Genomic DNA, 26467 nt, shown 5'->3' with positions numbered 1-26467 from the left:
CGGACGATTGTTTGTACATCTGCATTTACATACAGAATATAGCCTGTTGGATGGCGCCTGCCGAATCAACCGTCTGTTGGATACGGCTGCGGCAAGAGGGGACCAGGCGGTAGCAATCACGGACCACGGTGTCATGTATGGTGCGGTGGATTTTTACAAGGCAGCGAAGAAAAGGGGGATAAAACCCATTATTGGCTGTGAGGTTTATGTGGCTCAGCGCACCCGGTTCGACAAAATTCATGAATTGGATGCAGAGAGCCGCCATCTGGTGCTGCTGTGCGAAAATGAAACCGGTTATCAGAACCTGATTGCTATGGTCTCGCAGGCTTGGACAGAAGGCTTTTACAGTAAGCCGCGTGTAGATTTTGAGCTTTTGGAGCGGCACCATGAGGGCTTGATTGCTCTTTCCGCCTGCTTGGCGGGAGAGATCCCCCGTGCTTTGGTGCGCAACGATTATGACGCCGCCAGAGAGGCGGCGCTGAAATACCGCGGTATTTTTGGCGAGGGCAATTTTTACCTGGAGCTTCAAGACCATGGGATTCGGGATCAACAGCTGATAAACCCTTCCATTATCCGCCTGTCGGAGGAAACGGGCATTCCCTTGGTGGTTACAAACGACTGTCATTACATTGAAAAAGAAGACAGTAAAATGCACCATATCCTGCTGTGCATCCAAACGAACCACACGGTGGAGGATGAGGACGGGATGGAGTTTGCCTCCGATGAGTTTTATTATAAGACCGAAGAGGAGATGCGCGCGCTCTTTCCAAATAATCCCGAGGCCGCGGACAATACCGTCAAAATTGCGGAGCGCTGTAATGTTGAGTTTGAATTCGGCAACACAAAGCTGCCCAAATTTGAAACCCCGAATGGTCAAGAGAATACGGCTTACTTTCGCACGCTTTGCTATGAGGGCCTGCACCGTCACTATGGAGAACAGCCCGAGCAAATGCTGATTGACCGGCTGGAGTATGAAATCAGTACTATTCAGCGGATGGGGTATGTCAATTATTATCTGATTGTTTATGATTTTGTTCACTACGCCAAGAGCGTTGACATCCCGGTTGGCCCGGGCCGTGGTTCCGGCGCCGGCAGCATGGCGGCCTATTGTATGGGCATCACCGACATTGACCCCATTCGCTATAGCCTGCTTTTTGAACGCTTTTTAAACCCGGAGCGTGTCAGCATGCCGGACTTTGACATTGATTTCAGCGATGAACGCCGATCTGAGATGATAGACTATGTGGTGTCTAAATATGGCGCCGACCATGTGGCACAAATCGTAACCTTTGGCACCATGGCAGCGCGTGGTTCTATCCGCGATGTTGGGCGGGCAATGGCGGTGCCTTATAATGTGGTGGACAGCGTTGCCAAGCTGGTGCCGATGGAGCTGAATATCACGCTGGAGGCCGCCCTGAAGAAATCGCAGGAGCTGCGCCAGCGGTACGATACAGACCCTAAAATTCATGAACTGATTGATATGGCTAAAAAGGTCGAGGGCATGCCGCGCAACACCTCGACGCATGCGGCTGGTGTTGTTATTACGGACAAGCCCGTCAGCGAGTATGTGCCGCTTGCAAAAAACGGGGACTCTGTGGTGACACAGTTTACCATGACAACGCTGGAGGAACTCGGCCTCTTGAAAATGGACTTTTTAGGCCTGAGAAACCTCTCGGTCATGCACGATGCGGAGGAAATGATCCGCAGGGAAGCGCCTGGTTTTTCCCTGGAGGAAATTGATCTTGACGACCCGAAGGTTTATGAGATGCTCACGGCGGGAAATGTGGAGGGGGTTTTTCAGTTTGAATCTGCCGGTATGCGCAGCGTAATTATGCAGCTGCGTCCGGAAAGGCTGGAAGACCTGATCGCGGTGATCTCGCTCTACCGCCCCGGTCCCATGGATTCGATCCCGCGCTATATCGAGTGCCGCCATCATCCGGAGAGGATTCAGTATAAGCACCCGTTGCTGAAGGACATTCTGGATGTTACTTACGGCTGTATTGTTTATCAGGAGCAGGTCATGCAGATTTTCCGCAGCCTGGCGGGCTATTCCCTGGGGAGGGCCGACATTGTGCGGCGGGCGATGAGCAAAAAGAAGCACGATGTAATGGAGCGGGAGAAGGAGATTTTCCTGCATGGGCTGCTCAACGACGATGGGTCCGTGGCGGTGCCGGGCTGTGAGAAAAACGGCGTGCCTGCAAAGGTGGCCGAGGATATCTTTAATGAAATGGAGAGCTTTGCGTCGTATGCCTTTAATAAGCCGCATGCGGCTGCTTATGCAACCATATCATACCGCACCGCCTGGCTGAAATGCTATTATCCCCGGGAATACCTGGCGGCGCTGCTGACCAGCGTGCTGGATAACAGCAACAAGCTCTCCTCTTATATTGCCGAATGTACGCGGCTGAATATTCAGGTGCTTCCGCCGGACGTCAATGAGAGTAAGCTGGGCTTTAACGTCTCAGGAGAGGATATCCGCTTTGGCCTGTTGGCTATTCGCAACCTGGGGCGCGGCGTCATTGAGAAGATTCTTGAGGAGCGCGATAAGGCGGGCAAATTTAATACGTTTTATAATTTTTGCAAGCGCATGTTTGAGTCCCTGAACCGCAGGGCGCTGGAGAGCCTGGTCAAAAGCGGCGCCTTGGATGGTTTGGACCATAACCGCCGTGAAATGCTGGAAAATGTAGGCGCGGTGCTGGAACATCTCGAGGCCGACCGAAAAAGAAATGTGGAAGGCCAGATTGGCTTTTTTGATTTGCAGCCGGCAGGGGCTCAGGAGGATTTTGTCATCCGGCGGCTACCGGATTATTCTGCATCGGATAAATTAGCCTATGAAAAGGAAGTTACGGGCATGTTCCTCTCGGGCCATCCCATGGCTGAATATGCTTCGGTTTATGGAAAAATACGGGTTGCCAGAATCGGAGATTTATTGGATGAGGAACAGGCCGGCCATTATCCGGACGGAAAGATGGAGACGGTCCTGGGGGTGCTTGTGGGAATAAAGATGAAGGTCACAAAAAATAATAGCACAATGGCGTTTTTGACCCTTGAGGATATGTTTGGCGCGATTGAGGTGCTGGTGTTCCCGAAAACCCTGGGTGAATACGGACAATATATGGTAGAGGGAAAAATCATCAGGCTGACGGGCCGTATCAGCCGCCGCGAGGACGAGGAGGCCAAGCTGGTTTGCAGTCGGGTCGAGGAAGCGGGCTCCCCTCAGGAGCTGCTGCAGAAAAAAACGGATGGGCCCGCCGCAAAGCCGCAAAAAAGGCCGGGGCTATACTTAAAAGTACCGGGGGAACAGAGCAAAGAGTACGACAAGGCTAAAAAGCTGCTGGCTGTTTTTGACGGGATGACACCGCTGTATATCTACATGAACGATACCAAAAAGCTGATGATGGCGCCCTTTTCTCTCAGGGTAGACGTGAATGAGGTTTTGCTGCGTGAGCTTAAAAAGGTGCTGGGAGAAAAAAATGTGGCGGTAGTTCAGGAGGGACAACAATAGTCCATATCCAAGAAACTAACATCCATAGTTTTTAGGTTGATAAATACCGGAAGTACCGATATAATGATTATGAAGAATTATGAATTGTAGAGACAGTCTAGGGCTGAGTAATAGGAGGCTGTAAGATGAGCAAAAAGACAATTGCGGTTTTAACAAGCGGCGGCGATGCGCCGGGAATGAATGCCGCTATTCGTGCCGTAGCCAGAACGGGCTTGACCTCCGGCATGCGTGTGCTGGGAATCCGGCAGGGATATAATGGGTTATTGGAGGGGGACCTGTTTGAGATGGATCTCCGCAGTGTTTCGGATATTATTCACCGCGGCGGTACCATGCTTTATACGGCGCGTAGCCCCAAATTTAATTCCCCGGAGGGCGTCAGGCAGGCGGCGGAAATGGCCCGCAAGATGGGTATTGACGGAATTGTCGTTATTGGCGGCGACGGTTCTTTCCGTGGCGCCCGTGACCTGACCAGCGAAGGGATTCCCTGTGTGGGAATTCCGGGTACCATTGATAATGATATTGCCAGCAGTGAGTATACGATTGGTTTTGATACGGCGATGAACACGGCGATTGACATGGTAGACCGCCTGCGCGACACCATGGAGTCCCATAGCCGGTGCAGCGTGGTTGAGGTGATGGGGCGTAGATGCGGCGATTTGGCCTTGCAGACGGGCATAGCTGTCGGTGCAACGACAATCCTGGTGCCAGAGGTTCCGTTTGACCTCGATAAGGATGTCGTTGAACGTATGCGCTTTACGAAAAAAACGGGGAAAAAACATTTTATCATTGTCGTGGCGGAAGGCGTCGGCGGAGTGGATAGGCTGGCAAAGGATATTGAAGCCAGAACGGGTATTGAAACCCGCGCTACAGTGCTGGGCCATGTGCAGCGCGGCGGTTCCCCGACCCGGCGTGACCGTGTGGTAGCCAGTGAAATGGGATACCGTGCGGTGACTCTGCTGGCCGAGGGAAAGCAAAACCGTGTTGTCGTTATGCGGGATGGAAAAATTACGGATCTAGACATTACCGAGGCCTTGGCAATGGAGCGGACATTTAATAAAAAGCTTTACGAAATCGCCCTTAAAATTTCCATTTAATGAAACAATATGCCGGTTCGGTTTCTCCTTCAAGATAGTAAAAAGGAACCCTGTTTTAAAGCAGGGTTCCTTTTTTTGCAGGGCATTATTTGCCGCAGTTTTGCTTATGGATGTTGTTTTCGCAGCCGCAGTCCCCGACCTTGGGCGGGAAAAATTCATCGGTTGGGAATTCGATCCGGCGGAACATCTCGCAGGGGTTATCCGAGGTCGTAGTGCACTCCTTCTCCGGAATACAGAAGTCATAAGCGGGAATCAGCATCTGAACGTTGCGTACAATCTGTACAATGGTGAATAGGCCGAGGGTGACGTACACTGAACGGCCGCGGCAGGTTTCAAATTCGCCGCCGTACCGTCTGCAGATGCATTCGGGAATGCGGCAGCAGCATTCGCCGCAGGGCGGGGCGTCGCAGATGCGTGCGGAGAGGCCGATCGGTTCTGCCACCTGTACGGTCGCTTTGGGCAGAACCCTGCCGCAATAAGACGCGTCAATTTCGTCAAAACTGTTGTCGGAATTGAACATTTTTACGTTGCCCTCGCTGCCGTACAGAACCACCTTTTTATTGAAGATGGAAATACCGCTGACAATGACGGGGCCGGATGCCGGTGCACAGAAGAGATCCAGACAGACATCAAAGAAAAATGTCATGTCGACAGAGTAGAAGCCCTTGTTGAAGGGAACGGGCTCAAGATCTAGGTAAACGGTGATGACGTCGACACTGCGCAGGCGGACGTTGGCTGCCTGCTCAATGAGCTCGTGCTTATCAGGGGTGAAGTAGACGCGCAGGTCCTCCAGGCAGCTCTTGTCTCCACAAGAGTCGTACACCCGCATAGCGTCGATACAAACAGCCTCTTTAAAGCAGTTTGGCGACTCTGTTGCTGAACCAAAGTTATTTTCGTCCATAACGAAACCTCCTAGCTTTCTCAATTGAAAACGCTGGCGACCTTCCAAAGTTCTCATTCCATTTTATGGAGCTGTCTAAATTGTGTTACAGAAAAATAAGGGGCCGTTCCGGCGTTTGTGCTTATATAATATTCTATGAAGGCGTTATCAAAAGGGACAGTGGGAATTGAATTTTTCATAAAACAATTTGTTTTATTGACTAATAATTCTTGAGCGCAAACTTGGATTTTTTCTGTTCCTTCTAGTAGATTTCAGGCGGAAAAGGATGCTATAATTAATCGCTGTAGCTGAGATTTAAATTTAAAAGGTGTCCGCCGGACCGGCCATAAGGAGGAATAGATCATTTGACCAGGGATTTAACGCAGGGAAGCCCTGTAAAGCTAATGCTGGCATTTTCTGTGCCGTTGCTGATAGGCAATGTTTTTCAGCAATTTTATAATATGGTGGATTCTATCATCGTCGGCCAATATCTGGGAATGCAGGCATTGGCGGCTGTAGGTATATCGGGTTCCATCATCTTTTTGATATTGGGCTTTTGTACGGGGCTTACCGGAGGTTTTTCAGTGGTGATTGCCCAGCGGTTTGGGGCAGGGGATGAGGACGAGCTACGGCATTCCGTGGCGATGTCTACGGTGCTGTGTATTCTCATTTCTGTAGTTTTGACAGTAATCAGCGTAGCGGCCACCTGGCCGCTACTGGAGCTGATGAATACGCCGGAGGACACGATCCAGTTTACCTACGATTATGTGGTGGTTATTTTTTATGGGATTTCAGCCTCTGTGTTTTATAACATGATTTCCGGCGTTCTGCGCGCTTTAGGGGACAGCAAAACACCGCTTTATTTTTTGATCGTGGCCTCTGTTCTGAATGTCGTGCTCGATATTGTTTTTATACGCTATTTTTATATGGGCGTTGCAGGCGCTGCCTGGGCCACCATTATTTCCCAAGCAGTTTCCGGTTTTTTATGCCTATTTTATACGGCTAAAAAGTTTCCCGTATTGAAATTCCAGCGGAAGGATTGGAAAATTCGGGCTTCCACCTGTGGGTTGCTGATGAGAATTGGATCGCCAATGGCCTTTCAGTTTTCAATTACGGCGGTGGGCGTTATTGTACTGCAGGGAGCGATTAACCGGTTTGGCTCTGTCATGGTTGCGGGCTTTTCTGCGGCGGCCAAGGTGGAACAGTTGATAGAACAGCCGCTGGCAACAATGGGCGTGACAATAGCAACCTATGCCGGGCAGAATTATGGGGCCGGAAAAATAGACCGCCTGAAGGAGGGCGTGCGCAAATGCGTATGGCTTACCCTGGCGGCGACGGCCCTTGGCATGCTGATTGCTTTCTTTTTCTGGGAGCCTCTGGTGCGCCTGTTTATTACCGGTACAGATGATCAGACCATCGGTATAGCGCTCAATGCTGCTCAGCAATATCTTTATATTGTCATTATTTTTCTGGTATTCCTTGGGCTGCTGTTTGTGTACCGCAATGCCCTGCAAGGCGTTGGCCGGTCGTTTATGCCCTTGATGGGTGGGGTTGCAGAGCTGGTTATACGCGTTGCGGTTGCGCTGATGGCGCCGCTGATTGGCTACGCCGGTGTGTGCTTTGCCACCCCAATAGCCTGGGCAGCCGCAGCAATACCGTTGATAATCACCTGGTTTATATATGAGAAAAAAATCCTGCTGGAGCCTGCAGGCTAAATGTTTTTTATAGGATTGGTATGTTCCCCTATACAAGGCTTTCCTAATTTGCTATAATAAAAGGCGTCAGAGTAGAGGCCGAGCGTTAAGTGCTGCCGGATGGGAAGTTGCCGGCGGACGAAAAATTCAGGATTGAATTTGCGGTTCGGCCTCGCGTCCGCTGCCACAGCCTTCTTAATGTGGCAAGATAAGGAGGTCTTTTTTATGTCGAAACAGTCTAAATTGCAACCCCGCAACCTCGCAATTCTCGCCCTGCTGCTGGCAATGGAGATTATCCTTTCCCGGTTTTTCTCCATCCAGTTGCCAATCATTCGGGTCACCTTTGCCTTTATTCCCATATCGGCTACAGGTATTTTGTTTGGACCGGTGCCTGCGGCGCTGGTTGCGGGCCTGGGTGATTTTATGGGGGCAATCCTTTTCCCGGTAGGCGCGTATTTCCCTGGCTACACTGTAACAGCATTTCTGACGGGCTTAGTCTACGGCCTTTTTTTGCACCGCAGAGTGGTAACAGTTTGGCGGGTAGCCTGTGCAGTGGGAATTATTGCGGTTGTCTTAAATCTATTTGTGAACACTATTTGGATTCAGATGACCACAGGGAAAGCCTATTTAGCGTTATTACCGACGCGGATTGTTAAATCCGTTATGATGGCGCCGTTCCAGATTGTAGTCATTCGTTTACTTGCCGGTAGGCTTCAGGGGCTTGAAAAGTATCTTTTTCCCCGAGCAGCGGGATGATGAATAGCATATACTTCAGATAAAAAGCAGCGCTCTGTCTCATAAAGAGACCAGAGCGCTGCTTTTATCTGAAGGGTTTAGACCCGGCTGATTATGCAGTCTATTTTTCCTTTAAGAGAATAACTGCCGATGCCAGCGGGAATGAAATAGCTGTCTCCCTTTTGAAGGGGATAGGAACGGCCGCCGTAGCATAACGTTCCACTGCCGTCGATGGCAAGAACGGCATGAAAGGATTCCGGCGTTGCATTTAGAGAAGCGCTTTGGCTGATTTCGTAGTGCTCCACCGTAAAATATTCGCACTGGTTCAGCAGTGTGTAAATATAGCCGTCCCGCTGCTCAGAGGGGCCTAACGGGCGGCAATCCCTGGTAGGGGGAAGGCGTTTTGTAACCTCTTTTGCTTTTTCAATGTGAAGCTGCCGGGGGTTTCCGTCTGCGCCCACACGTCCATAATCGTAAACGCGGTAAGTAGTGTTGGAATTTTGCTGGATTTCGGCTATGAGAATACCTTTTCCAATCGCATGAAGCGTCCCTGCCTCTATAAAAAATACGTCGCCTTTTTTGACGGGGACAATATTGCAGACATTCAAGAGAGTGTTGTCCTGAATCCTCCGTGCAAACTCTTCCGCGGAAATTTCATGGTCGAAGCCGTAAATCAGTGAAGCACCTTCCGCACAGTCGACGATATACCACATTTCCGTTTTGCCGTACTCTCCCTCAACACGTAAAGCGTAGTTATTGTCCGGGTGTACCTGAACAGACAGATTATCCTGGGCATCGATCAATTTAATTAAAATGGGGAAATAGTCAAACTTTTCACAATTTGTGCCCAGGACGCTTTTTCCCTGTATCTTGATATATTCCGGTAGGGTTTTACCCGCAAAATCACCGTTCTCAATCAAACTGGGACCGTCCTTGTGGCAAGAGAGTTCCCAGCTTTCCGCAACCCTTTCCAGTCTGGTGCTTTTTCCAAATTCTGTTTTTAGCCGCGTCCCACCCCAGATATAATCTTTAAGGGGTGAATTTAGGCGAAGTGGTTCCATGATATGCTTCCTCCTATTATTCATTTTGATTTTCATTGACAAGATTATAAAAATAGATGTAGATATCTTCATAGCCGCCGGATTTTGTATGGTAACCGCCTGGGATTTTGCCAATCCGCTGAAAGCCGCAGCTTTCATAAAGTGTCACAGCGCGGGTATTTGAGGCAACAACCGCATTGAATTGCAGCCCGCGAAAACCGCATTCCCGGGCTGTAGTTAGGGAATGCAAAACCAGCCTGCGGCCAATACCGTGGCCGCGCACAGCATGGCTTACCCCATAGGAGGCGTTGGCGATGTGAGCGCAGCGTCCAATATTGTTGGGGTGTAGGATATAGAAGCCGGCAACCTGTTCATCTAGGAGGGCGCATACGGTCCGTGTTTGTTCCTGAAACAAGGAGTTAATGCTTTCAGCTGTATATTCAATCTCCCCGGGAAAAGCGTTGCCGGTTCTAGTAATATCATTCCATATTTTTACGGCGCCAGCGGCATCCCGACGCTCATATGCCCGCAGTATAACCTCCGCCATCTTCTTATTACCTCCTTGATACAACGGTTATTCCAGCCCGATATAGAAAAAGAGCCCTAGCTATCATACTGCCGATTTTTTTCACTGTCAACTATTCGGGCTTCGATTACCGGTAATGATGCCAATATCGGAAGAGAAGCTTTTTCCATGCGGGCAATGTTTGCTCATATTCGCGGGCTGTTTTTTGGTAAAAGTCATAGAGTACTTTCTGTTCCTCCGGTGTTATTTTGTGGGCGCTGTAGCGCGCTTTTTGCGCAAGCTCTTGTGTAAAATCTGGCTCCCTTAGGCCGGCATAGGATAGTAATCCGACCAGCTTTTGGTGCATTTTCAGCAGGGATTTATTGGTATCCTCGGCTTGTAAGAGCTGTTGGAACCGTCTGACGGCAATAAAATGCCGGATAAAAATCAACGACAGCGGGATCAGGAGGATCAGAAGAAAAATGACAATGGGGAGAAAGTCGGCGGGCTTGGCTCCCTCTGCCGCAGTAGGTGTGGAGACCTCCTGAGCGGTAGGCGAAAAACTGTCTGTGGCAGGTAGGGAGGAGACCGAGGCTGCCGGGGAGGATTCCATAGAGGCGGAGGAGGGGGCGGGCTCTGAGGTAACAGAGGAAGGAGCAGGGCTCTGGACGACACCCGTATTGCCGGGGGCCGTGGTATAGCCCGGTGTGGCCTCCAGAGGAACCCAGCCGGTACCCGGAAGATAGTATTCAGCCCAGGCATGTGCTTTGGAGTCCGGGATATTCATCCAACCATCCGGCTGGGCCTGCTGTATTTCTTCATTTGTTATAATATAGCCTTCGGCATACCGGGCGGGAATCCCATAAGCGCGCAATAGGGCAACAGCGGCGCTGGCAAAGTGGACGCAGTACCCCTGACGGTTCTCAAATAAAAAATAATCCACAAAATCCCGGCCGTCCGGTGGGGTTCCCGGAGACAAGGTATAGGCAGCGCTGGTCTGTACCATTGTCTGAATGGCGGTTACAATAGCGTCCAGGGAAAGGTTGACATTTCCAGATGCGTCTGGTACAAATTGCATGAAATGTGTCTGCAAATAGCTGCGCAGCTTATTTTTAAGATTGTCCGGCAGAGTGGTGTAATGCTCATATGCAAAGCGAGAATAGGCGGTTTCCAGCTCCATAAGCGCCCGGGCCTCACCGTCGAGCTGAAGGAGAAGCGTATCTGAAACAGGGGCGCAGTAAAAGTGTTCCAATGCCTCCGTAGAATTAAGGGAAATAACCTGTGTGTTTTGAAAGTAATTTTCCGTTTCCCACCTGCCGTTCTCCAGAAAAAAAGCGGCGCTCATATCCCGGCTTTTCCGATTCAGGCCGAGAGAAAGGGCCTCCAGCCGATAGGTGGCGGAGCCCAGCGGCAAAGGAGAACGGATGAAATGGTCGCTTACAAATTGTCCCTGCGGCAAGTTCTGCGGCGTAGTTGAGAGAAAATAAGGGAAGTAGATTGTTTTTTGGTTGGTACGGATATTTTGCAAGCTTAATTCCTGGTAGGAGGTCCGCTGTATAAACTGTGTATTGTGGCGCTGAAGGATCGCCGTATCTAATTGGGCGGACAGATTCAGGAGTGATGAATCGGGTACGGCGGCGCTTATTTCGGAAAAGGAGGAATCCGGCAGCGGCTCCCAAGAAAAGCCGGTATAAACGGAGCCGGTAAATCCTTTCAGATACATTGGGGCCGGGCTTGTGGCCTTGACACGCAGGGCGGTTTCTCCGCTGAAGCTGATGTGTCCTCCCTGCGTCAGATCCGCCCGGTCCAATGTAGCTCCATAGGGCGTGATAGAAGCGCCCCCAGTCCATAGGGTTTGGACGGCTTCTGTAACCTGCGTCCGCCAATGGTTTAGAATTTGTGGCTGCCGCGGTTCATAACGGAAGAAAAACAGGGAAAGGGCTGCTGTAAGGCATATCAGCAGGGGGAGCCATAGCAACCGGCTTCTTACTGAGCGATGCCCGGATTCAAGATAATGGACGCTTATTTCTTTCTTAAGACGGTCCTTTGCTTTTTTATCACCAAGGGCGCCAATAAACAGGACCAGCCAAAATATCAGAAATAACAAGAAAATAAGCGGGTAAGGGGTGAAGTTGAGCAGTATTAGCGGCAGCGGAAAAGTTAGAAGAAAGGCCGGCAGCGTGCTCTTTTTTCGGATTACTACCCAGGCCAGCAGGCATAAAAAAGCGGTAAGCATAAAAAGGACAAACAGCGTACAGCGCTGCCGTTGAGTCGAATAGTCGCTAACCTCGGTCACATAGAGCAGAAAATGGCTGCCTAACAAATCGTTTAGACGCTCGATAACCTGGTTTACACAGAGAATGAGGCCCTGGGCTAGCTCCGCACGTAGAAGATAGGTGCACAGGCAATATAAAACGGCAAAGAAAAGAACCAGTAGATTCCCCGGTTTTGGAAAGACAAAGGCAACCGTAAAAAAGAGGGTAAAAAACAGGAGCATAGCCCCTAAAACCCAAAAATCTACGGCAAGCGGGAAAACAGAAAAGAAGATCAGTACGGTGCCGGAGATCGCTGACGCCAGCAATAAAAAGTCTAATATGAAGGCTGAAAACCATGCCTGTTTTTTTGCCCGAAGCACAGGAGGCTCAAGAATGAAGCCCGCCTGGCTGGTATCGATTTTTTTAAGGGCTCTGTTTGTTTTTTTCATCATGGTTGATCCTGTAGGGAGGAAAGTGCCTCCGATAAATTTTCTCTGATATGAGTTGCGGTAATTGTTTGGTGGCGGATGTGGCAATGGGGGGATCCGCTTTGAGGCTGGGCAGGGCTTTGCGGATTTATTGTCAGTAACAGGAGTGTGCGAAGCGTAGCTGGAAGCGAAAGGGATGACAGCGCTTTGCTATCGGCGGTCAGTACCGCCAGCGTATGGACCGGACTTGCCGGCAAATGCATAAGCGTATGGCCGGAGCAGGGAGGTTCTCCCAGCAGTAAGTGCAGGGCATGGGTTAAATTTTCGAGTGCCCATATGGCTTCACTTCGGACTCGCTGATCCTTTGCCGAGTACCATTGCAGCCGATAGGGAACATGGTTGAAGGAAAGGGTGCTCCCAAGGATTCCAAGCGCCTCCAAAAGGCAATCTAAATCCATATTTCTTCCGCAGAAATCTAAATAAATGGCAAGTCCGCAGTCCTGCGCTGCAAAGCTTTCACGAACCAGAATCTTTTCCTGCTTGGCGGAAAGCTTCCAGTGAACGGTACGAAGAGAGTCGCCGTTCTGATAAGGACGCACCTGAGAGGATTCTCCGTTAAAATTTCCTTTTTGCGCCAGAAGAAGGCTTTCTCCCGGGGAAGAGGGCCGGGCGGCGAAATCGAGCGCTGTCATATCAGGAAGGACCTCCGTATAGGCGCTGCATGGAACCTTTTTTGTAAAGGAAAAGAGCCCGAGATAATCCCAAAAACGGATTTGCTCCACCGTGCAGGAGAATTGCCCGCAGGTCAGTGGGGTGCACTTTTGGACCAGCGAAAAGGAGCGCATGCTCTTTACGGAAAAACAGATTTTTTCTGTGCTGCCTTCGGCGGAAAGGCTGCTCTGTATACGAAGAAGCAAAGTGATTCGGGCAACCGGCAGCCGGCTTCTTCCGGACAGCAGGAATATAAAGTCGACCGGAGAACCCTTGCGCCCGCTTGGTTGGTCGCATGTTAGCTGCGGCGCCGAGTTCCTGATTGCCAGCCATGTCAGCAGCAGGGAGAAAAAGGGTAAAATAAGTGTGGATACCAGCGCCAGCCAGAAAAAATAACCGGGGAAGAACAGGTAACCGGCAAATAGAGCGGTAACGACCGCCGCATAAAAAACACGGTATTTAGCCATGCCGGCCGCCTCCAATATGGAGGACCGGGGCTTTGGTTTCGGCCAGAATTTGCAGAGCAGCCTCTTCACGTGAAAGGCCTTGACTTCTGGCGGAGTTGTTCAAAACCAGGCGATGAGCCGCCACGGCGGGAAAGACAGCGGTAATGTCCGACGGGATGACAAAGTCTCGTTCAAGGAGATAGGCAGAGGCCTGCGCCATTTTAACCACAGCAATGGTACCCCGTGGGCTGAGGCCCAGGCGAAGCCCTTTGTGCCCTCGGGAGGTGTGGGCGAGCAGTGCGGCGTACTGGTATAATTCGTCCGCCACATAGACGCGGGCGGCTTCTCTTTGCATGTGGCACACTTCCTCCCGGGAGACCACTGGGGCAATGGCGGCCGGAGGTTTATCCCCGTGCTTTTGCCGGAGAATACGGACCTCGTCCTCATAGGTGGGGTAGCCCATTGACAGGCAAACCATAAAGCGGTCTATTTGAGACTCGGGCAATTCCTGTGTACCGGCAAAGCCCAAAGGATTTTGGGTAGCAATCACGGTATAGGGGTGTGGCATTTCATGGGAAACGCCGTCAACGGTAATTTTTCCTTCTTCCATGACCTCGAGCAGGGCGCTCTGTGTTTTGGAGGAGGTACGGTTAATTTCATCGGCAAGAAATAAATTACAAAGAGCGGCGCCCGGCTGGTATTCCAAACGCCTGCTCTCACGGTTAAAAACAGAAAAGCCGGTAATATCGGAGGGGAGCGTGTCCGGCGTGAATTGGAACCGTTTATATTGGAGTTGCATTGCCTGAGAAAAGGAAACGGCTAGTGTGGTTTTACCGACGCCGGGAATATCTTCCAGCAGAATGTGCCCGTTGGCTAATATGGCCATCAGGATTTTTTGAATAATCTCTTCCTTGCCAATCACTACTTTTTGAATTTCATCTATAATACGCCTTGCCTTTTGCTGCATAAGCCAAACCTCTCTTAAAATAGTAGGATGAAAACGCATAGCTTAAATTTTTGAGTGAATTGCTCAAATCTTTTCAGATAATACTTCTATTATAATAAATAACCATATTTAATGCAAATAAAATCAAAAAGCAGTATATTAGTACTGCAATGGGGGCAAAATTTGCTTGCCTTTCGCATATAAACGGCGTTACAATAAAATAGCAGCAGATCACAAAAGGATTATAAGGAGAAGAATAATGGAATATCACCTTGCAATAGAGAAGCAGCGGGCTTTTTTCCTGACGGGAGCAACCCGCCCGATCGGCTACAGGCTGCGGCAGCTGAAGCTTTTAAAGGGGGCCATTCAAAAATATGAAGCTGAAATTTTAGAGGCGCTGTGCACGGATTTGGGTAAGCCGGCGTTTGAGGGCTATGCCACAGAGGTGGGCATGGTTTATGAGGAAATTGGACATGCCCTGCGGTACCTGAAAAAGTGGGCGCGCCCGAAACGTGTTCGCGCGCCGCTGACACAGTTTCCCTCTTCATGCCGGCTATATGAGGAGCCCAAAGGAATAGCTCTCATCATGTCGCCATGGAATTATCCTTTTCAGTTGACGGCCGCACCGCTGGTTGCCGCGATTGCCGCGGGCAACTGCGTGGTGGTTAAGCCCTCCCGCTATTCCGAAGCAACGTCCGCAGTCCTCGAAAAGATGCTGGCTGAGAGCTTTGAGGCGGAGTATATCACTATTTTTCAAGGAGGCAGCGCGGTCAATACGGAGCTGTTGAGGGAAAAATTTGACCATATTTTCTTTACTGGAAGCCCGGCGGTAGGCCATGTAGTTATGCAGGCAGCAGCCCGCCATTTGACGCCGGTGACGTTGGAACTCGGTGGGAAGAGTCCGTGTATTGTGGATGAAACCGCTAACATTGGCCTTGCCGCCCGCCGAATCGCCTGGGGAAAGCTGATCAATGCGGGGCAGACCTGTGTAGCGCCGGATTATGTGGCGGTTCACAGTAAGGTGAAATCCCATTTCGAGGAAGCTTATAAAAAAGCGGTTCTTGACCTGTATGGGGATGCTCCGCTTGAGCAGAAGGATTATGGCAAGATTATCAACCGGAAGCATTTTGATCGCCTGCTTGGTTTACTGGAACAGGAAAGATCCGTGTGGGGAGGAAAATCAAATGCGGATACCCTGAAAATCGAGCCGGCGCTGCTGCAGGAGGCAACGTGGGACAGCCCCGCTATGCAGGAGGAAATTTTCGGCCCCATTCTTCCGATACTGACGTTTGATTCCTTCACCGGTTTATTTGAGGAACTAAAGCAGAAGCCCGTACCGCTGGCAGCTTATCTTTTTACAAAAAATCCGCAGCATGAGGAAATGTTCCGCCATGAACTGCGTTTCGGGGGCGGCTGTATCAACGATACCGTTGTACACCTGACTAATCCGCGCATGCCGTTCGGCGGCGCGGGGCAGAGCGGAATGGGAAACTACCATGGATATTACGGCTTTTTGACCTTTTCACACCAGAAAAGTATTTTGAAAAAATCGAATGTGGTGGATGTTCCGGTTCGTTATGCGCCATATGGAGACCGCCTGAGCACGATTAAAAAATTAATGCGCTGAAGCAAATGGAGGGGATTTTTTATGGATGAAATCCGGGCTTTACAAAAAATGGTGGATGAATGCGGACGAATCGTGTTTTTTGGCGGCGCGGGCGTTTCAACGGAGAGCGGGATTCCGGATTTTCGCAGCGTAGACGGCCTATATCACCAGCAGTATGCCTACCCGCCGGAGGAGATGCTCAGCCACACGATGTATGAGAAGAAAACAGAAGCTTTTTTCGAGTTTTACCGCGCCAAGTTGCTCTACCCGCAGGCCAGGCCCAACGCAGCGCATAAAAAGCTCGCGCAGCTGGAGCAGAAGGGAAAGCTTCTTGCTGTTGTTACCCAGAATATAGACGGTCTGCACCAGGCGGCGGGCAGCCGGAATGTCTATGAGCTGCATGGCTCCGTGCTGAGGAATCGATGCGTGCGGTGCGGGCGGGAGTATGGCATCGATTTCCTTTTAAACAGCACCGGAATCCCGCACTGTGGCTGTGGGGGTATTGTCAAACCGGATGTTGTGTTATATGAGGAAGGGCTTGACCAGAATATATTGAGGGGAGCGGTGCAGGCGATTTCTGCGGCGGATATGCTGATTATTGCCGGAACCTCCCTGGCGGTTTATCCGGCAAGCGGGTTGATTCATTATTTTTCAGGTAAATACCTAGTGGTAATCAATAAGACCGCTACCGCCATGGACCAGAAGGCGGATTTACATATTTGCGGCAGGGTTGGCGAAGTCCTTTCGCAGGTCGAGGCATAGGGAATGCCTGGTTTATTACAGGGTTATGCGAAGCATGCGAAATTCACGTACCGACAGGCCGGTATATTGTTTAAAAATCCGGCTTAAATAATTTTCGTCTTCGATGCCTACGTTTTCGCCCGCCTCTTTCAGGGTGATGGCGTTATTAATTAGAAGCAATTCTTTCACCCGCTCAATTTTGACACGATTGATGTAAGTGATGAGTGTCTGGCCGGTCATGGCCTTAAACAGGTGGCTGAGATAACCGGTGCTGATCTCCAGCTCCCGGGCAATTTCTTCAATGGTTATTTTCTGTTCGATATGGCTGGCAATATAGCGTATGGCACGCTGGCTGTATACAAAAAGACTGGGGTTGAGGCTCCGGTCTTTTTTTAACAGGACATGGCGGATGCAGGCTGTGGTGATTTCAGCGAGCAGCTCTAAAATCAATCCGCTGCAGCGGAGCAGGCGTGTCTCTGCTCCCTCCGAAAAACAGCGGATAATGGTCTTTACAGTCTGTTCCAGCTGAGGATATTCCTCACCCGGAAGATAGCGATCCGGTACTAGCGCCCAGTTTCCGTCAAAAGAGGAGCTGTGCGCCGCCTGCTGCACAAAAGGGAGCAGCTGCTCCTGCGGAACGAGTTCGGCCTCATAGAAAAGCCGAAAGCCAACCGTGGCATGGCGGTGAATGGGTTCTGAGCTTTCAAACCATTCTTCCTGTCTTTTCATGGAGATGCAGAAGCTCCCCGCGGGGATGGAGAGGCAGGTTCCGTCTGCCCGCCGGTTTTGTATAGATCCCTGCTCGACATAGAAGGCCTCCATAAAATTGGCATCGGATTTTAGATGCATGGCATAGCCGCTGGTTTGATAATGATGCGCAAATAATATGCGCGGGGTATTGGCGAGGGTGATCTTGTAATAATCCATGACAGATCTCTCCGTGTAAAAATTTGTTTTGTGGTGTAATATAGGGAAGCAGACGAAATTTCATGTTTTTTCTGCCTTTATTATAGCAGGATTATCCAGGTTTCTCAAGATTGTCTCTGGCTATTTTGCATGGGAAAAAGTATGCTTAGAAATAACAGGCACCGGACAAATTGGGGGGTGGCACAGGCCGAGAGCCTGAAAAAATAATGAGCGCTAATGAGCGCCGCAACAAGGTGAGGAGGTACCTGTGATGCTTGAAAATTTAAAACAGGAACTACAGTCATTGGATATCCAACCCAGGGATATCGGCGCCTATCTAAAATATCTGGGCTTTTCCGCGCATCTGGATGAACCGGCTGCTCTGGCAAGGGCCTATGCGGCTGAATCATTGTTTTGCGGGCACCGTAAACAAATCTATAGGCACGACCGGATTGTCGGGTCTATTTATGGGCTTGTTTGCGACGAGCGGGTCAGCCATCAGGAGCTGGCCTATGCGAAAACATTGGCGGATAGCTACGGCGCCAATTCTTTTGCGACGAATGCAGACCACTATGCGCCCAATTATGAGGCCTTTTTGAGTGCTGGGGTCAGCGGGATTCTACAGAAAATACAGCGTTCAATGCGGATGCATCAGCGGGATTCGGATGCGTCCAAGCGGCTTGAATTTTTGTCGGCTGCGGAGGTTACAATGAAGGCCTTTCAGCGCATGCTGATACAATACGGGGAGGCGGCAGCGGAAAAGGCAGGGGCGGAAGCGGATAATGCTTCCCGATCGGAGCTCATGGAGGCCAGCCGGATTTGTCATAAGCTTTCGGCTGAAAGGCCGGGGACATTCCGCGAGGCGCTTCAGCTGGTCTGGCTGGCATATGTTGCGTTTGTTTATGAGGGGCGCTATGCGATGGCCTTTGGCCGCATGGATCAATATTTATACCCCTTTTTTGAAAGGGACCTGGAGGCGGGGCGCATAGATCACGAGACAGCGGTGGAGCTGCTGTCGTGTGCTCTTTATAAAATCAGCGAGCACCGCTGGCTGGGTGGCGATGACGTCGTGAATATCGCCATAGGTGGGGTGAAAGCGGATGGCTCCGGCGGTGTCAATGAGCTGAGCTATTGTATTTTGGAGGCTGTGCATCGTTGCAATATTCCGGGCCCCAATCTATCTGCCCGTTATTATGAGGGGATGCCGGATTCATTTTTGGATGCCTGCCTGCAGGTAATAGGAACAGGGCTTGGCTACCCTGCCCTGATGAATGATAGCGTGAATATTCCGGCCCTGCATCGGCATGGCTACTCTTTGGAGGATAGCCGAAACTATTGTATGGTAGGGTGTATAGAAAACTTTATTCAGGGAAAACAGCCGCCGTGGACAGACGGGCGGTTTAACACCCCAAAATATCTGGAGCTGGCGCTTAATGATGGACGCTGTATGTTGACCGGAGTACAAATGGGCCCTAAAACCGGACCGGCTGAAAAAATGGCAACAATGCAGGAGGTTATAGAGGCGTTCCGCCAGCAGATGGTTTATGGAGCGGCGGACTATATGGCGCGGTTCCGCAATGAAAATGAACGCTACAATAGGGTGCGCTATGTACAGCCGTTTTTATCCTGCTTTTGCGATGACTGCATCGAACGCGGCTTGGATATCAACGACGGCGGCGCCCGCTACCCCTCTGTACATGGCGCCTGCTGCATGGGAACGGCGACGGTTGCAGACTCCTTGGCAGCTATTGAGCGCATTGTGTATGAAGAAAAGGCGCTGACACTCGCAGCGCTCAGAGATGTGTTGCTGGCCGACTACGCGGGGCATGAGGATATCAGGCGGAAATTGCTTTCCGCACCGAAATACGGCAACAATGATGACTTTGTAGATAAATACGCGGTGTGGTTTATAAAGGTGCAGGAAGAGATCTTTTCAAACTATCATACATGGGACGGGGGCCCGATTTATGTTGCGGTTGCTTCCAATGTGAGCAATATACCGGCGGGGGAAGAGGTGGCGGCGACACCGGATGGACGGAAGAGCCGGTCGCCTCTGAGCGATGCAGCCTCGCCGATGCACGGCAGGGATACCAACGGGCCGACCGCGGTGCTTCACTCGATGGCAAAGCCGGATTATACGTTGGCCTCCTGCGGTACGGTGCTGAACCAGAAATACAGTCCGGTCATGTTTACGGACTCGGTAAAAAGACAAAAGCTATTGAGCCTAGTCAAGGTCTATTTTCAGAAGGGCGGGCAAGAGATTCAAATGAATGCCGTCTCTCGTGAAATGTTGATGGATGCACAAAAAAGACCGGAGCAGTACCGCAATCTTGTTGTGCGGGTATCAGGTTTCAGTGCGTTTTATACAAGTCTGACCAAGGAAGTACAGAACGATATTTTAATGCGAACGGAGCATGATTGAAATGATCGGCAGAATCAGCAGGCTTCAGCATTTTTCTGTGGGAGACGGTCCCGGCATCCGCAGTACGGTTTTTTTTCAGGGCTGTAACCTGCACTGTGATTGGTGCCATAATCCGGAAACTATTCCCCTCAAAGCGGCGCTGCTGTTTTACCGGGAGCGCTGTACAGCCTGCGGGCACTGTGTGCAGGCTTGTTCAAAGAAATGCCACCGTTCAGCTTCAGGATGCCATGCATTTAGCCGCACGGCCTGCAATCTCTGCGGCGCCTGCGTTGAGGCCTGTACGCCGCAGGCACTGGAACGCTGCGGACAGGAGATGACGTTGGATGAGGTCTTCCGCTTTATTGAGGAGGATCAGGACTTTTACGCTGCCTCTGGAGGCGGAGTCACACTGTCCGGCGGCGAGCCGCTACTGCAGGCAGATTTTTGCGGGGAACTTGTAAAAAAATGCCGCGAAAGTAAAATAAACACGGTGATAGATACAGCGGGGAACATCCCGTACACAGCTTTTGAAAAAATATTAGCAGATACGTCGATGTTTTATTATGACATAAAGGCGGCGGAGGAGGATTACCAGGCTTGGACGGGCGGTGATGGAGCGCGCATTTTTGCAAACCTGAAGCAGCTGATTGCCGACGGTGCGGATGTAACAGCCAGGATTCCGATGATACCGCAGTACAATCTTTCACCGGAATATGCTGAAAGAATGATTTTAAGACTGCGCTCCTGTGGTGTGAAAAAGGTTCATCTGCTGCCCTTCCACCGGCTCGGCAGCGGCAAATATCAGGCTCTGGGGCGTGAGTATACCTGTGCCGGGCTGGCGCCGCCGCGTAAGGAGGACCTGGAGCAGCTGCTGATTTTGTTTTCAGCAGCATTTGAGGCTGCCATTGCGGGGTAATGGGCAATTATATTATTTCAGAAATGAGGTCAATGTATGAGAAAAGTAAGAGCAGCGGTGCTGACCGCAACCAACCGTCCGTTTGAAATTCAGGAGTTTGAGCTGACCAACCCACCGGAGGGGATGGCAAAAATCAGACTGATTGCCAGTGGAATCTGCGGAACAGATGTTCATATTTACAAGGGGAAAATTCCGGTGAATATGCCGGCCATTATCGGGCATGAATTTATAGGAGAAGTGGAGGCGTTATCGGCATCGGATAGTAAACAATATGGTATACAGGCGGGGGACCGCGTGATTGTAGATATTGCTTGCCCTTGCGGGCATTGCCGCTTATGCCGGGCAGGGGATGATGCCAATTGTGTACATATGGGCGTCACCAATGGCGGAGATCCGGCTATAGCGCCGCACCTATACGGCGGCTATGCAGAGTATAATTACTCACCTGTAAAGAATTTAATTAAAATTCCTTCTGAGCTGAACCCAGTCATGGTGGATGTGTTTGCCTGTGCCGGCCCTACTGTCCTGCACGCCTTTCAGCTGGCTGAAAAAGCGGGCTGTAAACTTCGGGAAATTTCAACGGCCGTGATACAAGGCTTGGGGCCGGTGGGCATGTTTGCTCTGCTATATCTGAAGGCGATGGGGGTTCCCAATGTAATTGCTGTAACCGGCAGCCGCAAGGAGGAACGCGACCAGTATGCGCGGCAGCTGGGTGCTGCCGCGGTCCTCAGCATGGCAGATGATGGGCAGGAGGGCATCCTAGCTGTAATAGAGCGCTATAATGACGGCCTGGCCGCGGATCTGGTGTTTGAATCTTCAGGAAATCCTCGGGCTGTTCCGCAGGGGCTTGGTATGCTGCGCAACAGGGGCGTCTACCTGATTCCCGGCCAATATTCAAACAGCGGCGCGGTAGAGATTGAACCGCAGAAAATTACGTTTAATGCCCTGCATTTGATCGGTTCCTCTCAGTATGCGGTAGAGGACGTCAAAGCCTATTTGCAGTTTCTGCAAAATAATCCCCAGCTTTATGCGGCTATTGACCGGCTGCATACCGACTATTCTGTCCCGCAAATCAACGAAGCGTTTCAGGCCGTCCAGGCTGGAAAAAATATAAAAACCCTGTTGGTCCCAGAGCGGTAAAACTATTAGGGGGCAAACAGCTGCGGGTCCCCTGGCAAGGCCTGGCTATGCTTGTTCCCGGGATTTTCCGGGAACCTCCAAACATCTTGTTTAGAGGCAGTTCTTACCGGTCCGCAAAGGCGTTCTTGCCGAGGGCAATGTAAAAGAGGGATGTCCTTCCTGGACATCCCTCTTTTGGCAGTAGAGGCGCAATATGACTTGCCTTTTACCGGCGATCAGAAATTTTGCGCGCGGCCTGAAACATGTGGATAATATTCTCGGGAGGAACGTCGTCTTGAATATTATGTGCTGCGGCAAAAATATAGCCGCCGTCCACATAAATGTCGTCCAGCAGGGCTTTTACCCCCTGCTCAATACTCGCTTGGTTTCCATGCGGAAGCAGGTCCTGGGTGTCCAGGCCGCCATGGAATACGATCTGGCGGCCGTAAAACTGCTTTAGATTAGCTGGAGACATAGAGGCATTGGTCGGCTGAATGGGGTTCAGAATTTCGACGCCGGCATCGATCAGATCCGGGATCAAAGGAAAAACGCTGCCGCAGCTGTGGTGCAGAAATTTTGCCTTGGTCAGCTTTTTTGTCAAGGCAATGCGCTCTTTAAAATAAGGCTTGATCATTTCGTTGAACATATCATTGGAGATAAACGTGCTGCTTTGGGTCGCAAAATCGTCTCCGCTGGAAGTATAATGGATGTAATCGCCGACTGCACTGTAGTACATCTCACTGACAACTTTTTGGTAATTGAAGATGATTTCAAAAAAACGAGTGACAAATTCGGGCTCCAGAGCCATTTTGATCATGAAGTCGTCAAAGCCGCACATCCAGCAGCCAAGCTCAAAAATACCATAGGTAGGGTGCGAGGCACAGATGATATAGTCGGTCTCTCGATAGAGCTTTTTAGCGGATGCGGCAATTTCGTCCAGCTCTTTTTGTGAAATTGTATATGGGTCCGGAAATGGGTAATTTTCTAAATCCATCAGGGTAGCGCCCCGCAGGGGATTTTCAACAATATCCCAGTACATGCCAGTAAAAACACGGCGCAGGCCCCATTCATCAATATACTCGGTATCTGATATTTTTTGGTAGACAGATTTTTCCGGCCGCAGAATCCATCCTACGCCACGGGTATCAATGTCGAGATACTTTAAAATCCGCTCGTCGATTCCATAGCCCATAAGGGTTTCATAGCCTCGATAACCCAGCAGGTCCGAGAGCTTTTTAGCGGCGTTTCCGTCCATGCCGGAGAGCGGACAGCCGCCCAAGTCCAAAATCAGGTGGTCAGGGTTTTGATGGTTTATTGTTTGCTCGAAGGCATTTCGTCTCATAGTTTACTCCCCATTATTTAAGATAAGGCCTTTATTATTTTTTATTTTATTCGTTTATCCAAGGAAGTCAATTCATTATGTTGTGTTTTTTAATAGTTTATTACGATGTGCTGCGTGAGCAGGAACAGAGCGGAGCGCCTGTGCTGCCAGACATGGGCAGTGTACAAGTAAAGTCTGTTTTTGTTGACAACCCGCCGGCATTGGGCTATATTATCAGCAGTAAGGGCGGCGCGCCCTGTTTGGGGCTCTTAAAAGGTAAAATGAGAAATTAAAGGAGTTGACAGGCATGGATAATAAGAAATGGTTTAAGGAGGCCCAGTTCGGCATGATGATCCATTGGGGGCTTTATACGCTCCCTGCGGGGGAATGGAAAGGTAAGCGCATGACGGGAATCGGTGAATGGATCCAGCAGTACTATCGCATTCCAAACGCTGAATACCACGAGCTGGCGAAAGCTTTTAATCCGGTGCTGTTCAATGCTGAGGACTGGGTGAAGCTGGCAAAGTCCGCCGGGATGCGGTATATGGTGGTGACTGCCAAACACCATGAGGGCTTTGCGCTATACCGTTCTCAGGTTAGTAGATTTAACATTTATGACGGCACGCCGTTCCGGCGGGATGTCATTGCTGAAATTGCCGAGGCCTGCTATAAGCATGGGCTCAAATTGGGCTTGTATTATTCGCAAGACTTGGATTGGAGCGAACCGAACGGCGGAGGCTGGCAGATGGGGAAAACCTGGAGCGGCTGCGGCCCGGAGGAGCGGGAGCTGCGGTATTGGGTGAATAACTGGGATTTTCCGGATGATGAGCATAAGGATTATGCGCAGTGTTTCCGCGATAAGATTAAGCCCCAGGTCAAGGAGCTGCTGACCAATTACGGCGATTTATGCCTGATTTGGTTTGACACGCCCTCCAGTATTTCCACAGAGCAGAGTATGGAGCTCTATCATATGGTAAAACAATATCAACCGGACTGCCTGGTTAATTCCAGAATCGGGAACGGAGTCGGCGATTATCGCTCAATGGGTGATAATGAGATTCCAGATGCCTATATGGCAGAGGAGCTTGTTGAGACGCCGGCGACGTTGAATGACACATGGGGCTATAAGAGCTTTGATAACAACTGGAAGGATGCCGCGCGCGTGCGGGCGATTAAGAAGCATTTAAACGACCGCGGCGTGAACTATCTGCTCAATGTAGGGCCGGATTCTTTGGGCAGAATCCCTGCGCCTGCAGCGGCAATTTTAAAAAACGCCGGCAAATAACAGACTGTGGAAAAAAATAAAAAGCCTCGATTATAATCGAGGCTTTTTATTTGTGGTACAAAATACCCTTTTGGCGGAGAGGATGCGACTCGAACGCACAATGCCTTGCGGCACACCACATTTCCAATGTGGCTCCTTACCAATTAGAATACCTCTCCATTTACAAGTTACTACTTGGCACAAGTGATATTATAACGAAAGCTAAAAAAAAATCAAGTAAAAAATTTAAGATCTTTTTTATGTTTTGAAAAAAACAGCAGAATAAACCTTAGAAAATATATTTTATTCTAATTTTTGTAAAATTTAACCGTTCTTTTCTTGTGTCATGCATAAACTATTGCTATAATTATAATATTATCCTAAAACAAGGTGGAATATCAATGAACCGCAAAAAATCAAGTAAAGCAGCCGCTGTGATCGATATTGGTTCCAATATGATTAAAATGGGGATTTCCCAGATCCAAAAAGGAGAAATTACCCAATTGGATTACCTGGAATATCCGCTCTCGTTGGGGCATGAGGTTTTCGCCGAGGGAAAAATAAGCTTTGAAAGCCTGCGGGAATTGTCTAAAATATTGCGTGGCTTCTGCGAGGTGATGGAAGAATACGGTGTTTCTAAATACCGCGTTGTCTCCACCACCGCCTTGCGCGAGGCCGAGAATAAGGCTTTCATTGCAGATCAGCTGAAAATACAGAATCATATGGATGTCGAAGTGTTTGAGGACGACCAGGAAAAAACGCTCATTTATTTCGAAATTCTGAAAACGGTTGATGTTTCGGAATTGGGAACCTGCCTGATTTCCCACATTGGGGCAGGCAGCATTGGATTGGCTATTTATGACGGGCAGCAGATGCGTTCATCACAAAATATCCCAATGGGTGCGCTTAAGCTTCATGATATGCTCGGCAGTATTCAGGATCGTACAGACGACTTCTATACAGTAGTCGCCGAGTATCTTAACGTCATCATGCGCCATAATAATATTTCTTCTCTGGAAAATATCAACAATTTGATCCTAGCTGGAAATGAAATTCAGCTGATTGCCAAAATATGCGGGGTGGAACCACAGGAAAACCGTTATATTTTAGAGTCCAAAAGAGTACGAAAGCTATTTCGGGAGATTCGCTCCTGCTCGACGGAAAAAATCAGCTACCTTTATGGCCTCAATGAGGAGACTGCCGAGCTGCTGTATTCCGCTCTGGCGATTTATGTCCGCCTTATCCGTTTGACAAAGGTGGAATTTATCATTGCACCCCGGGTAGAATTGTGGAACGCGGTTACACGTGAGCTGCTGGCGCCGCAAAGTGTGGCTCAATATGAGGAGCATGTACGGCGCTGCGCGCTGTCCTGTGCGGCAATGGTTGCCAAGACCTATCATTGCAGCAGCGAACATGCGGAACTCACGCATCGTTTTGCCTGTAAAATTTTCGATAAAATGAAAGGGGCGCACGGGCTCAACCAGCGGAAGCGGCTGATCCTGGAACTGGCGACCATCCTCCATGAGTGTGGGCATTATGTAAACTCGAAGCGGCACCTGATTAGTACTTTTGATCTGATAAAAAACATAGATATTTATGGGATGACAGACAACGAAATGCTGTACATTGCCTATGTTTCCCGCTATAATGAATACGATGTCCCTTCCTTTGAGGAGAGCGAGTTTCAATCGCTGTCGGACGAGGAGCGGCTGGTTATTTCCAAGTTGGTTGCCATCTTTTTAGTGGCGAATTCACTCGATAAATCGCAAAAGCAGAAACTGAGCGATATTAAGGTAAAGCTGGCTGGTGACAATTTAATTATTACAGCAGAGAGCAATGAAAACCTGTTTTTAGAAAAATGGGCCTTTGAACAGTCTGCCCCATTATTTAAGGAGGTTTTTGGCGTTACCCCGCAGTTGATAGTAAAATCTTTTTTGATTGATTGATGAATAAA

General features: G+C 49.9%; 20 protein-coding genes, 1 tRNA gene and 1 riboswitch. Of the genes, 12 read left to right on the top strand and 9 right to left on the bottom strand.

Annotated features, from left to right (window positions below; translation table 11 throughout):
- The first annotated feature begins 7 nt into the window (after nt 1-7).
- Together DPQ25_RS00190 and pfkA are read left to right on the top strand one after the other, a co-directional pair.
- Nucleotides 8-3505 (top strand): DNA polymerase III subunit alpha, encoded by a 3498-nt coding sequence (locus DPQ25_RS00190; RefSeq protein ID WP_242978167.1) that lies wholly within the window; start codon nt 8-10, stop codon nt 3503-3505.
- A 125-nt stretch (nt 3506-3630) separates the two neighbouring features.
- Nucleotides 3631-4599 carry a 6-phosphofructokinase gene (gene pfkA, locus DPQ25_RS00185; RefSeq protein ID WP_112331173.1) on the top strand — a complete coding sequence of 323 codons (969 nt, stop codon included), beginning with the start codon at nt 3631-3633 and terminating at the stop codon, nt 4597-4599.
- A gap of 85 nt (nt 4600-4684) precedes the next feature.
- Here the strand turns inward: pfkA and DPQ25_RS00180 are convergent, their stop codons facing one another.
- Entirely contained in the window at nt 4685-5500 is an 816-nt protein-coding gene (locus DPQ25_RS00180; RefSeq protein ID WP_242978166.1) for a hypothetical protein, read from the bottom strand.
- 344 nt (nt 5501-5844) lie between these two features.
- Here DPQ25_RS00180 and DPQ25_RS00175 point away from each other — a divergent pair, with 344 nt between their 5' ends.
- Nucleotides 5845-7194, top strand: coding sequence for an MATE family efflux transporter (locus tag DPQ25_RS00175; protein WP_112331172.1), 1350 nt, complete (start codon nt 5845-5847; stop codon nt 7192-7194).
- Nucleotides 7195-7259: 65 nt separating this feature from the next.
- Nucleotides 7260-7359, top strand: a riboswitch (THF riboswitch).
- A gap of 39 nt (nt 7360-7398) precedes the next feature.
- Nucleotides 7399-7929 (top strand): folate family ECF transporter S component, encoded by a 531-nt coding sequence (locus DPQ25_RS00170; protein WP_112331171.1) that lies wholly within the window; start codon nt 7399-7401, stop codon nt 7927-7929.
- Between the two features lie 77 nt (nt 7930-8006).
- On the opposite strand, the gene DPQ25_RS00165 is transcribed toward DPQ25_RS00170, so the two are convergent.
- From DPQ25_RS00165 to DPQ25_RS00145, 5 genes are all read right to left on the bottom strand, one after another.
- Nucleotides 8007-8969: a type I phosphomannose isomerase catalytic subunit gene (locus DPQ25_RS00165; RefSeq protein ID WP_112331170.1), complete on the bottom strand. Its 963-nt coding sequence runs from the start codon at nt 8967-8969 to the stop codon at nt 8007-8009.
- 16 nt (nt 8970-8985) lie between these two features.
- Nucleotides 8986-9495 (bottom strand): GNAT family N-acetyltransferase, encoded by a 510-nt coding sequence (locus tag DPQ25_RS00160; protein ID WP_112331169.1) that lies wholly within the window; start codon nt 9493-9495, stop codon nt 8986-8988.
- 106 nt (nt 9496-9601) lie between these two features.
- Complete coding sequence (locus DPQ25_RS00155) at nt 9602-12157, bottom strand: transglutaminase family protein (RefSeq protein ID WP_177576768.1); 2556 nt, start codon at nt 12155-12157, stop codon at nt 9602-9604.
- Nucleotides 12157-13314 (bottom strand): DUF58 domain-containing protein, encoded by a 1158-nt coding sequence (locus tag DPQ25_RS00150; RefSeq protein ID WP_112331167.1) that lies wholly within the window; start codon nt 13312-13314, stop codon nt 12157-12159. Before DPQ25_RS00150 ends, DPQ25_RS00155 begins: the two co-directional genes overlap by 1 nt.
- A complete protein-coding gene (locus tag DPQ25_RS00145; protein WP_112331166.1) occupies nt 13307-14260 on the bottom strand; it encodes an AAA family ATPase in 954 nt (317 codons plus the stop codon). Before DPQ25_RS00145 ends, DPQ25_RS00150 begins: the two co-directional genes overlap by 8 nt.
- Before the next feature lie 238 nt (nt 14261-14498).
- On the opposite strand from DPQ25_RS00145, the gene DPQ25_RS00140 reads away from it, so the two are divergent.
- Together DPQ25_RS00140 and DPQ25_RS00135 are read left to right on the top strand one after the other, a co-directional pair.
- Nucleotides 14499-15866 (top strand): aldehyde dehydrogenase, encoded by a 1368-nt coding sequence (locus tag DPQ25_RS00140; protein WP_112331165.1) that lies wholly within the window; start codon nt 14499-14501, stop codon nt 15864-15866.
- 21 nt (nt 15867-15887) lie between these two features.
- On the top strand, nt 15888-16607 hold the full coding sequence (locus tag DPQ25_RS00135; RefSeq protein ID WP_112331164.1) for an NAD-dependent protein deacylase: 720 nt from the start codon (nt 15888-15890) through the stop codon (nt 16605-16607).
- A 15-nt stretch (nt 16608-16622) separates the two neighbouring features.
- Here DPQ25_RS00135 and DPQ25_RS00130 read toward each other — a convergent pair whose 3' ends face one another.
- Complete coding sequence (locus tag DPQ25_RS00130; RefSeq protein WP_112331163.1) at nt 16623-17513, bottom strand: helix-turn-helix transcriptional regulator; 891 nt, start codon at nt 17511-17513, stop codon at nt 16623-16625.
- A 250-nt stretch (nt 17514-17763) separates the two neighbouring features.
- On the opposite strand from DPQ25_RS00130, the gene DPQ25_RS00125 reads away from it, so the two are divergent.
- The 3 genes from DPQ25_RS00125 to DPQ25_RS00115 are packed head-to-tail and all read left to right on the top strand — an operon-like array spanning nt 17764 to nt 21949.
- Nucleotides 17764-19914 carry a pyruvate formate lyase family protein gene (locus DPQ25_RS00125; RefSeq protein WP_112331162.1) on the top strand — a complete coding sequence of 717 codons (2151 nt, stop codon included), beginning with the start codon at nt 17764-17766 and terminating at the stop codon, nt 19912-19914.
- 1 nt (nt 19915) lies between these two features.
- Nucleotides 19916-20809, top strand: coding sequence for a glycyl-radical enzyme activating protein (locus DPQ25_RS00120; protein ID WP_177576767.1), 894 nt, complete (start codon nt 19916-19918; stop codon nt 20807-20809).
- Nucleotides 20810-20845: 36 nt separating this feature from the next.
- Nucleotides 20846-21949 carry an alcohol dehydrogenase catalytic domain-containing protein gene (locus tag DPQ25_RS00115; protein WP_112331160.1) on the top strand — a complete coding sequence of 368 codons (1104 nt, stop codon included), beginning with the start codon at nt 20846-20848 and terminating at the stop codon, nt 21947-21949.
- A 205-nt stretch (nt 21950-22154) separates the two neighbouring features.
- Here DPQ25_RS00115 and DPQ25_RS00110 read toward each other — a convergent pair whose 3' ends face one another.
- Nucleotides 22155-23270, bottom strand: a complete 1116-nt coding sequence (locus DPQ25_RS00110) for a uroporphyrinogen decarboxylase family protein (protein WP_112331159.1) — start codon at nt 23268-23270, stop codon at nt 22155-22157.
- A 77-nt stretch (nt 23271-23347) separates the two neighbouring features.
- Here DPQ25_RS00110 and DPQ25_RS00105 point away from each other — a divergent pair, with 77 nt between their 5' ends.
- Together DPQ25_RS00105 and DPQ25_RS00100 are read left to right on the top strand one after the other, a co-directional pair.
- Nucleotides 23348-23542 (top strand): hypothetical protein, encoded by a 195-nt coding sequence (locus tag DPQ25_RS00105; protein WP_112331158.1) that lies wholly within the window; start codon nt 23348-23350, stop codon nt 23540-23542.
- Nucleotides 23543-23556: 14 nt separating this feature from the next.
- Entirely contained in the window at nt 23557-24534 is a 978-nt protein-coding gene (locus DPQ25_RS00100; RefSeq protein ID WP_112331157.1) for an alpha-L-fucosidase, read from the top strand.
- 71 nt (nt 24535-24605) lie between these two features.
- Here DPQ25_RS00100 and DPQ25_RS00095 read toward each other — a convergent pair.
- Nucleotides 24606-24692: transfer RNA gene (locus DPQ25_RS00095), tRNA-Ser, on the bottom strand.
- A gap of 222 nt (nt 24693-24914) precedes the next feature.
- Between DPQ25_RS00095 and DPQ25_RS00090 the strand changes: the two genes are divergently transcribed.
- The gene (locus tag DPQ25_RS00090; RefSeq protein WP_112331156.1) at nt 24915-26459 is read left to right on the top strand and encodes a Ppx/GppA phosphatase family protein; all 1545 of its coding nucleotides are present in this window, start codon (nt 24915-24917) and stop codon (nt 26457-26459) included.
- The last annotated feature ends 8 nt before the right edge of the window (nt 26460-26467 follow it).

The sequence above is a fragment of the Hydrogeniiclostridium mannosilyticum genome, from assembly GCF_003268275.1.
In the GTDB taxonomy this organism is placed as follows: Bacteria; Bacillota; Clostridia; order Oscillospirales; family Acutalibacteraceae; genus Hydrogeniiclostridium; species Hydrogeniiclostridium mannosilyticum.
Note: the sequence above shows the minus strand (reverse complement) of the source record. Positions and strands in the feature narration are given on the sequence as shown.